This window comes from Arthrobacter sp. H14 (genome assembly GCF_000520495.1).
Taxonomy (GTDB): Bacteria; Actinomycetota; Actinomycetes; order Actinomycetales; family Micrococcaceae; genus Arthrobacter_C.
Map to the genome: position 1 here is coordinate 1 of NZ_AZRX01000423.1, position 12104 is coordinate 12104.

At 61.5% G+C, this 12104-nt stretch carries 7 protein-coding genes and 1 pseudogene; 7 read left to right on the forward strand and 1 reads right to left on the reverse strand.

Translation table 11 applies throughout. The annotated features are described in order from the left end of the window. The 4 genes and pseudogenes from Y707_RS0100350 to Y707_RS0100365 form a co-directional block, all read left to right on the forward strand. Window positions 1-869, forward strand: an 869-nt coding sequence (locus tag Y707_RS0100350) for a carbohydrate ABC transporter permease (RefSeq protein ID WP_026533644.1), incomplete at its 5' end; no start/stop codon positions are given. 2 nt (window positions 870-871) lie between these two features. Further along, window positions 872-1728 (forward strand): annotated as a pseudogene (locus Y707_RS22205) (carbohydrate ABC transporter permease). A gap of 85 nt (window positions 1729-1813) precedes the next feature. Continuing rightward, window positions 1814-4849 (forward strand): alpha-mannosidase, encoded by a 3036-nt coding sequence (locus tag Y707_RS0100360; RefSeq protein ID WP_026533645.1) that lies wholly within the window; start codon window positions 1814-1816, stop codon window positions 4847-4849. A gap of 88 nt (window positions 4850-4937) precedes the next feature. Next, the gene (locus Y707_RS0100365; RefSeq protein WP_026533646.1) at window positions 4938-6140 is read left to right on the forward strand and encodes an ROK family transcriptional regulator; all 1203 of its coding nucleotides are present in this window, start codon (window positions 4938-4940) and stop codon (window positions 6138-6140) included. A gap of 103 nt (window positions 6141-6243) precedes the next feature. On the opposite strand, the gene Y707_RS0100370 is transcribed toward Y707_RS0100365, so the two are convergent. Beyond that, complete coding sequence (locus tag Y707_RS0100370) at window positions 6244-7587, reverse strand: aminotransferase-like domain-containing protein (protein WP_026533647.1); 1344 nt, start codon at window positions 7585-7587, stop codon at window positions 6244-6246. A 127-nt stretch (window positions 7588-7714) separates the two neighbouring features. Here Y707_RS0100370 and Y707_RS0100375 point away from each other — a divergent pair, with 127 nt between their 5' ends. The 3 genes from Y707_RS0100375 to Y707_RS0100385 form a co-directional block, all read left to right on the forward strand. Further along, a complete protein-coding gene (locus Y707_RS0100375; RefSeq protein ID WP_026533648.1) occupies window positions 7715-9088 on the forward strand; it encodes an aspartate aminotransferase family protein in 1374 nt (457 codons plus the stop codon). Between the two features lies 1 nt (window position 9089). Further along, on the forward strand, window positions 9090-10694 hold the full coding sequence (locus Y707_RS0100380; RefSeq protein WP_026533649.1) for an amidohydrolase: 1605 nt from the start codon (window positions 9090-9092) through the stop codon (window positions 10692-10694). Window positions 10695-10782: 88 nt separating this feature from the next. Then, the coding region (locus Y707_RS0100385; protein WP_026533650.1) for a CoA-acylating methylmalonate-semialdehyde dehydrogenase at window positions 10783-12104 on the forward strand (1322 nt) is incomplete at its 3' end.

A 12104-nucleotide genomic window follows, 5' to 3' on the forward strand; every position in this document is an offset into this window, starting at 1 on the left:
CCCGCCGTCGTGCCGTTGGACGTGCCTTCCCGCTCGCGCCCGCCATCGCACTTCTGGCGGTTTTCCTCCTCGGGCCCGTCATCTGGTCGGTCTATGGCTCGCTGACCAGCGCAGCCCTCACCGGCCCCGGCGCCGCCAATCCTGAATTCATTGGCTTTGAGAACTACACCACCCTGCTGACGGACCCCGATTTCCCGAACGCACTGCTGCTCACCGTCATATTCCTGCTGGCTTCGGCCGTCATCGGACAGAACCTCCTCGGACTGGCACTGGCAATCCTGATGGCGCAGGCACCGAAGGTAGTCCGATCGTTCGTGGGAACGACTGTCGTGAGCGCCTGGGTCCTTCCTGAGATAGTGGCGGCCTTTGCCTGCTATGCATTTTTCAGTCAGGACGGCACCCTCAATGCCGTGCTCGGAATTACTGGCGTTGAGGGCCCAAACTGGCTGTTCGCCTATCCAATGTTCGCCATTATCCTGGCCAATATCTGGAGAGGCACAGCCTTTTCGATGATGATTTACGAAGCCGCCCTCAACGACGTCGCACCCGAGATCACCGAGGCTGCTGTCATTGACGGTGCGGGTGGGTGGAAGCGCCTCCTCTTTGTCACCCTGCCTGTCATCCGAAACAGCATTTCCACCAACCTCATGTTGATTACGCTGCAGACGCTCTCGGTCTTCACGCTGATCTTCGTCATGACCAGCGGTGGACCGAACCAGAAGAGTACAACGCTGCCACTCTTCGCCTACTTCGAAGCGTTCGGATTGGGCAAAGTCGGCTACGGAACAGCCATCGCGACAGTAATGCTGCTCATCGGAGCGGTCTTCTCGCTCATATACATCCGTGTCCTCAAGCCCGGGAAAGATTGACCATGACTTTGTCTATAGCTTCACCTCGGCGATCAACGTCGAAGGGTGTGTCCTCGGCCGTCCTCATCCTGATTGCGGTCAGTTTTCTCCTGCCGCTCGCCTGGCTGGTATTGGCCTCCGTCGATACCAGTGCAACGGCGTCGTTGGCAGCTCCCGAGAGCCTCACCCTCGACAACTTCACCGCGGTGCTCACGCCAGAGCAAACACTGTGGCCGCTGTGGAACAGCTTCCTGCTCTCGGCGAGCTGCGCCGTCGTCACTGTGGTGGCAGCCGTCCTGGCCGCCTACCCACTCTCGCGATATCAAGCCCGGTACAACAAGCCCTTCATGTATGGGGTGCTTTTCGGAACATGCCTGCCAATCACGGCGATGATGGTCCCTGTCTACAGCATGTTCGTCCGCCTCGGGCAGCTCGATTCAGTACCCGCTGTCGCCCTCTTCATGGCGGCAACCTCCCTTCCGATGGCGATCTGGATGACCAAGAATTTCATGGACTCGGTTCCGATCAGCCTTGAAGAAGCTGCCTGGATCGACGGCGCCAGCGCCATGACTGCCCTGCGGAAAGTAGTTGTTCCGCTGATGCGCCCCGGCCTGGCCGTGGTGTTCATCTTCGTGTTCATCCAGGCCTGGGGAAACTTCTTCATCCCGTTCATCCTGTTACTTTCCAGCCACAAGCAACCGGCAGCCGGCAGCCGGCAGCCGTGACGATCTTCAACTTCTTCGGTCAGTACGGAAGCATCGCCTACGGCGAGCTGGCGGCTTTCTCCCTGCTGTATTCGATCCCCGTAATCGTCCTCTATGTGATCGTCAGCAAGGGCATCGGCGGTTCATTTGCGACGGCGGGAGCCCTGAAAGGCTGAACGTCACCGAGCTTGATTGCTGCGCGCACATTACCTGCAACACCGACTTTTCCTACGCAACTCCACCACCGAAAGGTACTCCCCCATGCACTACAACAGCTCCCTCGTGGAAGCGCGCATACGCCGGTTCCGCGCCGAACGGCTCGACCCAGCGATGTACCGCCGCACTACGCCGCTCAATGTCAGCGCGTGGGAAGTCCCGGACGAGCCGGTGCCCTTCACAGAAGCGGTAAGCAACTCCTTCCTCCCACTCTCCATGGGTTCAGCCTGGGGACGGCCCTGGGGCACGGTGTGGTTCCATGCCACAGGGTCCATTCCTCCGCAGTGGGCAGCGGAGGCCAATACCCGGGCCGAACTGGTAGTCGATCTCGGCTTTACGGGCGCACAATCCGGCTTTCAGGCAGAGGGAACTGTGTACACTCCCACGGGCCGGATTGTTAAAGCCGTTGAGCCGCTCAACCGTGCCGTACCCCTTAATACCAACGACGACGGCGCTGTCGACTTGTACATCGAAGCTGCAGCGAATCCGAATGTCGCCCAGGATTTCGTATTCACGCCCACCCCTTACGGCGATAAGGTGACTGCAGGCGACGAACAGCTCTACCGCTTGAACCAACTGGACATCGCGTTGCTCGACGTCCCGGTATGGGAACTGCAGCAGGATTTCACCGCACTCGTGGGACTTCTGGAGCAGCTGCCGCCGTCGTCCCCGCGCCGCGCCGAAATTCTGCGCGCCCTGGACCGGGTTGTCGATGCCATGGATCCGGATGACGTTTCCGGGACGGCGGCAGAGGGCAGGGCGATGCTCGAACCGGTGCTCGCCAAGCCCGCAACCGCCAGCGCCCACCGACTACACGCCGTCGGGCACGCGCATATCGACTCTGCATGGCTTTGGCCCACCCGTGAAACGGTAAGGAAAGTGGCGCGGACCTTCTCAAACGTTTGCGATCTTATCGACGCGAATCCGCGCTTCGTGTTTGCCGCATCCTCGGCACAACAGTACGCATGGCTCAAAGAGTTCTACCCCGAACTTTTCAACCGGGTGAAGGACAAAGTCGCGTCGGGTAATTTCGTTCCGGTCGGTGGAATGTGGGTGGAGTCCGATACCAACCTGCCCGGTGGAGAGGCATTGGCCAGGCAGTTCGTCGCTGGCAAGAGTTTTTTCCTCCGCGAATTCGGCATCGACTGCGAAGAGGTGTGGCTTCCCGACTCGTTTGGCTACTCCGCAGCCCTCCCCCAAATCGTGGCGGCGGCCGGTGCGAAGTGGTTCCTGACCCAGAAAATATCGTGGAACGAAACCAACGTCATGCCGCATCATACTTTCAACTGGGAAGGGATCGACGGCACTCGGATCTTCACACATTTCCCTCCCGTCGACACCTACAACTCGGACCTGTGCGGTGAAGAACTGGCGCGGGCCGAACAGCAGTACGCGGAAAAGGGAATCGGAACGACCTCCCTGGTCCCATTCGGTTATGGCGACGGCGGTGGCGGACCCACCAGGGAAATGCTGGCAGCGGCAAAACGCGTCGAATCACTCGAGGGTTCGCCGACGGTTACCCTGTCCAGCCCGAGGACGTTCTTCGAGGATGCCGAATCGGAGTACCCCGAGCCGCCCGTTTGGTCCGGTGAACTGTACCTTGAGTTCCACCGCGGCACTTATACCTCGCAGGCCCGGACTAAACGGGGGAACCGGCGATCCGAGCATCTGCTCCGCGAAGCTGAGCTATGGGCGACAACAGCAACAGTACGCACGGGAGCGGTATACCCGGCGGAGGCCTTGGAGAAAATCTGGCACACCGTCCTTCTGCAGCAATTCCACGACATCCTTCCCGGGACGTCCATCGCCTGGGTCCACCAGGAGGCGGAACGGAACTATGCCGACGTCGCCATCCAGCTGGAGTCAATCATCGATACTGCCGCGCGGGCACTGCTTGGAGACGGAGATGAGACCGCCAGCATCAACGCGTCACCCTACGAAGTGTCGGGCGTTCCCGCGATGGGCACCGCACAACTGACGGCTCCTGCCGAAACGTTCAACCGGATTGCCGAGGTCGACGACGGTTTCGTTGCCGACAATGGCAAGGTGCGGATGCGGGTGGACCACGCCGGCCTCATCCGGTCAATTGTGGATCTCGCTGCCGACCGCGAGCTCGTACCCGCCGGTGCCACGGCGAACCTGCTGCAGCTGCACCGGGATACTCCGACGCAGTGGGATGCCTGGGACATTGATGAGCATTACCGGCGAAACACCGAAGACCTGTCCGGGGCGGTCAAGTTGGAAGTCGAGCGTGGGGAGGTCCGGGACACACTCCGTATCACCCGCGAATTCGGAGCTTCGCGCCTCGTACAGACTCTCCGTCTCGAAGACGACGACCCCACGATCAACATTTCGACAGAGGTTGACTGGCACGAACAAAAGAAGTTGTTGAAGCTGGCCTTCCCGCTTGACGTCCATGCCGATCGCGCCGCTTCTGAAATCCAGTTCGGGCATGTCTTTCGGCCGACCCACGCGAACACTTCCTGGGACGCTGCGCGGTTCGAAACGGCCGCTCACCGATGGGTTCACGTCGGGGAAGAAAACTATGGCGTTGCCGTTGCCAACGATTCGACTTACGGCCACGACATCACGCGCACGCCTGCTGAAACCCGCGGCAACGCGACGACGGTCCGGCTGTCTCTGCTGAGGGCACCCAAATTCCCTGATCCACAAGCGGATCAGGGAGAGCACACCATGAACGTGTCCCTGCGGATCGGTGCCTCAATTCCGGACGCCGTCCGCGAAGGCTACCGGATGAACCTACCCGTCAGGACCGTATCCGGCGTCAACACCCCTGCGGCCGCGCCACTGTTTACCATCAGCAATCCGGCCATAGTTGTTGAAGCGGTGAAGATGGCTGAAGACGGAAGCGGCGACGTCGTGGCACGGCTTTATGAGGCCCATGGCACCAGGGCACGCGGCACCGTGACGGCTGATTTTGCAGTTGCTTCGATCATTGCAACCGATCTGCTCGAAAGGGAGGTTTCTGCCAGTGGACTTACTGCTCATGCTGACAGAGAGGCAAAACTTGAGCTGCGGCCATTCCAAATCATCACGTTGAGGTTCTCACCCGAGGCCTAAAATGGTTATAGACACCGATCTGACTGGAGGTCGTCCGCTGAGCGCCGTGCCCAGAACTACCGCCCGCCGGGGCACAAATTTGCCCCGGATGGGCGATTTCAACCAAACCGTAGTTCTGGATGCAATACGACGCTCACGCAGTGGCCTAAGCCGGGTTGAGCTTGCCGCAGCAACCGGTCTCTCAGCCCAGACTCTGTCCAACATCGCCAAGAGACTGCTTGACCAATCTCTCGTGGTGGAATCCGGCAAAGTCCAATCCGGAAGGGGAAAGCCGCGCACAGTCCTGAGTCTGAATCCCACGGCTCGATATGCCGTCGGGGTGCACCTCGATCCGGCTGTTACAACCTGCGTCATCCTCGATCTCAGCGGTAAAGTGGTGGCCCGTTCGACTGTCCGCACCCCGACGGCGACCGATCCCGAGGTAACCATCGACGTGATGGTTACTGCCATTACCGAGTTGTTGGACAAGGCGTCGGTGAATCAGGACCGCGTGATCGGGGTCGGCGTTGCCTCGCCCGGCCCTATTGATTCCAAACGCGGAATAATGGTCAAACCTCCGAATCTGCACGGCTGGAAGGATGTGCCCATTAGGGACGCGCTGAGCCGGAAAACCGGTCTTCCTGTCGTTCTTGAGAAAGATGTTGCAGCGGCAGCGGTGGCTGAAATCTGGGGCGGCGACTGGGACAGCCGGGAGCACTTCGTCTTCGTCTACCTCGGCACAGGAATCGGCATGGGCCTCGTTTCAGGGGAAGGGGTCATTAGGGGCAGCAGCCAGAACGCCGGTGAAGTCGGCCATATCGTCGTCGATCCCGATGGGCCTGAGTGTGTCTGTGGCCTCCGCGGATGCCTTGCCGTCACCTGCATGCCGGCCAATCTGGTCAATGAGGCGCACGAACTGGGCGTCTTCCCGGATCCTGTCGACACTTCAGATCCGGTCAGCGTCGAGGCTGCATTCATTTCGCTCTGCAAAATCGCCGGCTCAGGCGATGAACAAGCGCGCGCCATCATCGAGAAGTCCGCCCGGCGGGTCGCCAAGGCGGCCTCTGTGCTGACCAACGCGCTGGACTTTGACCGGGTCGTCTTCGGAGGTCCGTATTGGCCGATGCTTTCCGAGGTTTATCTCGACATTGTTCCCGAAGCGCTCCACGCTCTCACCGTGGAGCATTCAATACACCCTGTACAGGTGGACGGCACCGTACTTGGAACCGACGTCGGTGCCGTGGGCGCAGCATGTACCGTTTTTAATAACGCCATATCGCCACAAACTAAACGGCTCTTGCTCAACAGCTAGGAGTCGCGTCCCGTAGGAGACTCAGTTGAGCATGATGAGCATGGCTCAGACACCAATTCAACCGCCGGGACATCGAGGAACTGAACCGCAAAAAGTCCCTCACTCACCGACCGCCCGCCCACCTGCCGGACCGGGCAGCCATGGCGATGTTTTCGGCAAGATCCTGCACCCCTGAGGAGACGGCCGCGACTGTAACGCGGATATGCCCGCTCTCCTCAGAGAGGACCGAGAACGGCGCTCCGGGAGCCACTCCAATGCCCTGGCTTGCGAGCCTGACCAGAGCGGCCGATTCGTCGAGTACGGGCACCCAAATGTTGATCCCGTCGCCTCCCTGCACTGCGATCTCCTGCTTGGCGAGAGCGGCAACGACTGCTTCACGTCGTCGTCGGTACTCCCGCCGGGCAGCCGATATCTGGTCCACGGCAGCTTCATCCGTAAGCAGGGCCAGCAGAATACGCTGCAGCAGACGGCTGCTCCAGCCCTGACCAAGCTGGCGCCGCGCATTGATGTCCCGGATCATTTCGCGGGGTCCGCTGACCCCGGCGAGTCGCAGATCCGGCCCGTGAGACTTGGAGAAGCTGCGGATGTGAAGCGTTTGCTCCGGCACCTCCTCCCCGAGGCTCACCGGAGCAGTCCACGCTACGGAGCCGGCTGCATCGTCCTCAAGAACGGTGGTGCCGGATGCCCGCAGCACTTTACCCAAAGCCTGGACACGGCGGCGCGTCAGCGAGGCTCCGGTGGGATTCTGCGCCCTGGGTTGAAGAATTACGGCGACGGCGGGGGTAGTCAACGCCTCCGCGAGCGGCTCCGGCAACATGCCTTCCTCATCCATGGGGACTCCGACCACCTCAGCTCCGGCCGCTTCCAGCCGGTCAAGCAGCAGCGGAAAGGTCGGATGCTCAACTATCACCCGGTCGCCGAAGCGGAAGAAACATTGAATAGCCAAGTCAATCGCGTCCATTGCGCCGTCGGTAATGCTGAATTCCTCCGCGGCGTAGGGCCAGTCTGGCCGGAGTACTGACACCAGTTCCGGCACCACCGGTTCGTCGAGGTAGCTGCTTGGCGTGGTCGCACCTGTGAGGGTGGTGACTGCCCGTTCGAGGTGCGGCAGGAGCCGTGGATCAGGCACGCCGGTCGACAAGTCAAGGTCAAACAATGTCGGCCGGTCCAGTGCCTGCCGGTAACGGAGGGAGCCGGTGCGAAGTTCGGCCACCGTGGTCCCGCGCCGGCCGTCGGTAATGATCGTTCCGGACCGGGCAAGCAGAGACCAGCCAGCACTGACCGTTGTGGGAGAAACCTGCAACTGCTTGGCAACGGTGCGAATCGGCGGCAGCTTCGTACCCACCTCAAGCGCTCCATCGCGGACAGCCCTGCTGACGGCATGTGCGACACCGCGGGCGGTACGACTCTCCAGCCGCTCGGTAAGGACTGTGGAAAGATCACTCATTTATGTAACATAACAAAATAAGTATTGTATGGGAAGAATCCTGCATCTATTGTCGTATGCAGGTATAGGCCTCTGTGGCCTTCGTCACCAGACAGCCGCACGTGGTGCCCACTCACAGGAGAACTCCATGACATCAACGACTCATATTCCGGCCGACCTCGCGACCGGAGCAGAGGTGCGCCGACTGGACCGGGCGCATGTGTTTCATTCCTGGTCCGCTCAGGGCCAAATTGATCCGCTTCCCATCGCGTCCGGCCGCGGTTCATACTTCTGGGACTACGAGGGCAACCGATACCTCGACTTCTCCTCCCAGTTGGTCAACCTGAACATGGGCCATCAGCATCCCGCCATAGTCGCAGCGATTCAGGAACAGGCCGGGAAACTCGCGACGATCGCACCCCCCTTTGCCAACGATGCCCGTTCCGAGGCAGCCCGGCTGATCGCCGAGGTGGCACCGGGGGATCTTAACACGGTGTTCTTCACCAATGGTGGAGCTGAAGCGAACGAAAACGCTGTTCGGATGGCGCGGCTGTCGACTGGGCGGCACAAGGTCATGGCGGCTTATCGCAGCTACCACGGCTCCACGGCCGGAGCAATCTCGCTGACCGGAGATCCCCGGCGTTGGCCCTCGGAGCCGGGGATGGCCGGCGTCGTGCATTATTGGGGACCTTATCTGTACCGCTCGCCCTTTTCGGCGATCACTGAGCAGGAGGAATGCGCCCGGGCGCTTGCCCACCTGCGGGACACCATCACAGTTGAAGGACCTCAGACCATCGCGGCAATCATCCTCGAGCCCGTCGTCGGCACCAACGGCATCCTGGTGCCGCCGGCAAATTACCTGGCCGGGGTCCGTGCACTGTGTGACGAGTTCGGCATCATGCTGATCGCGGACGAGGTCATGGCTGGATTCGGCCGTTGCGGAGAATGGTTCGCCGTGGACCGCTGGAACGTCACTCCCGACCTGATTACCTTCGCCAAGGGCGTCAACTCCGGTTATGTGCCTCTGGGGGGTGTGATCATTTCGGACGCCATCGCGGAATACTTCCGTGACCGGCCCTTCCCCGGCGGGCTGACCTACTCCGGGCACCCGCTGGCATGCGCCTCCGCCGTCGCTTCCATCAACGCTTTTCACGAAGAACGGATCGTGGAGAACGCACGCTCCTTGGGCGAGGACACCATCGGCCCGGCATTGCGTGACTTGGCCCGGCGGCACCCCAGTGTGGGTGAAGTCCGCGGGCTCGGTGTCTTCTGGGCGTTGGAATTGGTGCGGGACCGCGGAACCCACGAGCCGCTGGTGCCGTTCAACGCTGCCGGCGAAGCGACGAAGCCGATGAGCGAATTTGCGGCCGAATGCAAGAATCGCGGACTGTGGCCCTTCACGCACTTCAACCGTACGCACATCGTGCCGCCGTGCAACACCTCCCCGGAAGAGATCGGCGAAGGCATCGAAGCACTGGACGAGGCACTGGCTGTGGCCGACCGATACTATACGGGTGCGTAGTATGGCTCAAACGGATGAGCAGCCGGTGCGGCTCTTCATCGCCGAACGGATTATCGCCCTGAACGGCACGGAACCCGAGGCATTCGCCGTCCGGGACGGGTGGATCGTTGCCACCGGCCCCTGCGCCGAACTGGAAGACCTCTATCCGGACGCCGAGCATATACATCTTGACGGTAAATTGGTCGTCCCAGGCTTCAACGACGCACATTGTCATGTGTCCCAGGCCGCGCTGGCCCGGGCGCGGCTGGATCTGACCGCCGTGCATGGGCCGAACGAACTGCGGCAGGCGGTCGCCGCTCAGGCTGCGGCGGTCCCCGATGGCGCTTGGGTGATCGGGCAGGCACTTGATGACCGCCGCCTTACGGCTGATGTCGTCAACCGGGCATTTTTGGATTTCATTTCCCGGGACCAGCCGATTCTGCTGATCCAATACAGCTTCCACCGGGCGGTTGCCAACAGCCGGGCGCTGGAGCTGATGGGTTACTTCTCCGCCGCGGACTCCCCCGCCGGCGGACAATTGCTGACCGATCCGGATGGCACGCTGAACGGCTGGATGTTCGAGCGTGCATGGTTGGACCAGTGGCTGCCGGGCACCGGCAAGCGTTCACTTGTAGACTCCAGTGTATTGTCCGCCCACACAGCGGCGCTGGCCGAAGTTAACGCCGAACTGCACTCCGTCGGTATCACCTCCTATTGCGACGCGATTGTCACCCCGGTGGAAGAGCGGCTGTATCAGGCCGCGATGGATGCCGGCACCCTCACCCCGCGGGTAAACATGCTGCTGTGGCACAGCTACTTCGATCCAGCTACGCCGCCGGGGCCCTCCGGGAACAACAGACTGCAGTTCGCCGGTGTAAAGATGATGTTGGATGGGGCGCTCGGCGGCGGCACCTGTCTCTGCCGCGAACCCTACGCCGGGGAGAGTGACACCGGCAATGGGCTTCAGGTGCTCAGCGATGAGCAATTCGCACAGCAGGTTAAAGAGGTGCACGACGCCGGCCTGCGCGCCGCGATCCATGCAAACGGTGATCTGGCCATCAGCAAGGTGCTCGACGTGATCGAATCCCTGCAGCAGGATGCACCGGGCACCGGGACCAACCACCGGATCGAGCACTGCAGTATTGTCGACGGCGGTATCATCGACCGGATCAAGGCGTCAGGCGTTACCCCGGTTCCGTTCGGGGCCTTCGTGCACTTCTACGGGCACCAAATCAACGCCTACTATGGGCAGGACCGCGCACAGATGACCTGTGCGCATAAATCCATGCTGGACGCCGGAATTGCGGTGGCAGGCTCTTCCGACTATCCGATCGTGCCGATCAATCCACTGCTGGCATTGCAATGCATGGTGACCCGAGAATCGGCCGACGGACTCGTCGTCGGCCCGAAACAACGGCTGAACGTGCTCGAGGCCCTCGGTATCTACACCCACGGCTCCGCCGCAGCAACCGGCGAGGCAGGCATTAAAGGCCGCATTACCGCAGGCCAACTGGCTGATTTCGTGGTCCTCGACCAGGACATCACCGCCATCGCCAGCTCCGAGATTCACCAAACGGCCGTCCGTTCCACCTGGGTGGGCGGAGAGTGTGTATGGGCGGCCGCATGACCAAACCACCGCGGAGACACGGTCCCGCGTCAAGAACCAGCCCGCTCTGCGGGCTTCGCAGTACCAATAACAAGCTAGGAGTCACCTCATGACGAATACGATTGCGCATTTCATTAATGGCGAGTCGACTTCCGGTACGGGCGACCGTACGCAGGATGTCTTTAACCCGGCGACGGGGAAGGTCACTGGCCAGTTGCGGTTGGCGGGTCAGGATGATATTAAGAGTGTCGTAGCGGCGGCGCGGAACGCGGCGGATTCCTGGTCGCAGGTGTCGTTGTCGAAGCGCACGGGCATCTTGTTCCGGTTCCGTGAGCTGTTGTCCGCGCATGTGGATGAGCTGGCGGCGATTGTCACTGCCGAGCATGGCAAGGTGCTGGCGGATGCGAAGGGCGAGATCGGCCGCGGCCTCGAGGTTGTGGAGTTCGCCTGCGGGATTGTGGAGCAGCTTAAGGGTGAGTACTCGGATCAGGTTTCGACCGGTATTGATGTGTATTCGTTCCGGGAGCCGATCGGTGTGGTGGCGGGGATTACTCCGTTCAATTTCCCGGTGATGGTGCCGTTGTGGATGGCGCCGGTCGCGATTGCCACCGGTAACGCGTTCATCCTGAAGCCTTCCGAGCGGGACCCGTCGGCGTCGATCCTGATGGCGAAGTTGTGGAAGGAAGCGGGTCTGCCCGATGGCGTGTTCAACGTCCTGCACGGGGATAAGGAGGCCGTCGATGGCCTGCTGACGCACCCGGATGTGGATGGGATTTCCTTTGTCGGTTCGACGCCGATCGCCAGGTACGTGCATGAGACGGCCACGGCCCATGGCAAGCGGGTTCAGGCGTTGGGCGGGGCGAAGAACCACGCGGTCGTGCTCGCGGATGCGGATATGGACCTGGCCGCCGATCACCTGAATGCGGCCGCGTTTGGTTCGGCCGGGCAGCGGTGTATGGCGATTTCCGTCGCGGTCGCCGTCGGCGACGCCGCGGACGTGCTGATCGAGAAGGTCGCCGAACGCGCGAACAACGTTAAGGTCGCCGAGGGTACGAACGCGGATTCGGATATGGGCCCGGTGATCACCCCGGCCGCGCGGGATAAGGTCGTGCGCCTTGTTGGTGAGGCGGAGGCCGACGGCGCCGCCCTGGTGGTGGATGGCCGCGACCTGGTCGTGGAAGGTAATGAGGATGGTTTCTTCGTCGGCCCGACCGTGATCGATCACGTCAAAACCGAAATGAGCGCCTACACCGAGGAGATCTTCGGTCCGGTGCTGGTGATCGTGCGGGTGAACGACCTGGACGAGGCGATCGAGTTGATCAACGCGAACCCGTACGGCAACGGTACCGCCGTGTTCACCGGCTCCGGCGCGTATGCGAGGAAGTTCCAGCGTTCGGTGAAGGTCGGCATGATCGGTGTGAACATCCCGTT